This window comes from Acinetobacter sp. 228, assembly GCF_048147885.1.
Genome location: NZ_JAYWYV010000537.1, coordinates 1 through 1,081, shown reverse-complemented (window position 1 = coordinate 1,081; position 1,081 = coordinate 1). Strand labels below are relative to the sequence as shown.

Annotated in this window: 1 protein-coding gene and 2 pseudogenes; all 3 read right to left on the bottom strand. The window is 29.7% G+C overall.

All coding sequences use genetic code 11. The features are described from left to right. Window positions 1-210, bottom strand: a pseudogene (locus tag VXQ92_RS20590) (DNA breaking-rejoining protein); the annotation flags it as partial. Window positions 211-631: 421 nt separating this feature from the next. Next, entirely contained in the window at window positions 632-763 is a 132-nt protein-coding gene (locus tag VXQ92_RS20585; RefSeq protein WP_000161254.1) for a hypothetical protein, read from the bottom strand. 179 nt (window positions 764-942) lie between these two features. Continuing rightward, window positions 943-1,081 (bottom strand): annotated as a pseudogene (locus VXQ92_RS20580) (OmpW family protein); the annotation flags it as partial.

Sequence of the window (1,081 nt, the reverse complement as noted above, 5' to 3'; positions counted from 1 at the left end):
ATAACTATTAATATTAAATTTTAAAATCTGTCCACTTTTTGCAAAAATTCGATATCTTACATCATCATAACCTTGAAACTTTCCGGTTAACGTAATTTGAGAAGAACCTTTTAAAAAGCTTACTTTAGTCTCAACATTTTTAGCAACTACAGATAATGGTATAGATGAAATCAAACTAGATAATAATAAAATTTTAATGATTTTTTTCATTTTTAGTCCTCAAAATTATTTTTAAATTATTATAAGAAAGATAATTTTTATTAAATTTAACTTTATGTATAGATTTGATGAGTAGCGTTTGGATTTGTAAGTTATTTCTTCGCTATTCAAAAGTGAGTGTCATTAAACTTAACTTATCAGCTCTTTAAATTTTACAGCCGAAATTTATGGTAATGGCCATAATGAGTTATTTTATCAAAGTGGCTTTAAGTACATGCCATATAAAACCGTATGCAATTCAATGCAAGCTATGGAAACCAAGTGGCACATATAAAAGAAGATTCATATTTTTTCTTTAGGGCTGTCTTATTAACGCAAGATTAGTTTGATCCCTAACAATAGCTAGGAATAGCAAGACACAGCAAAGTTATTTTAAAGCCCATCTAACGATAGGCTTTAAAATTTATAAAAATTAGGAGTCTTTATCCATTGAGTGTGGAGTCGTGGTTTTATCTTGCTGTTTAGTATCATTCTCACCTTGGCAAGCCGCCACAGAAAGCGAAACGATTGCTGCTAAACCTAGGGTAGCGATAATTTTAGTCATATCTCACCTCATACAGTTTTAATTGATTAGCTTATAAATACTGGCTATCAATATTACGATCAGCATAGATTTATAGACTTTTTTGTAGTGTTCACAAAGAAATGTAAAATGAGAAAGTATCCCAAAGATTTTAATTTATTGAATTCATCTTCAGGATACTGCTTCAAATGATTAAAAAATTAAAATCTGTAGCCTACCCCTAAATATGTAATGATCGGGTCAATATCAACTTTAGTTGACCCATGAATTAAGCGAGCGCCCGTATTTTGGTTAATGACATCAATTTGTGTTCGATTATTTAGTTTTGCATAAGATACT

Coding starts and splice junctions, on each gene's coding strand:
- VXQ92_RS20585 (WP_000161254.1), bottom strand. CDS start 763: ATGACTAAAATTATCGCTACCCTAGGTTTAGCAGCAATCGTTTCGCTT.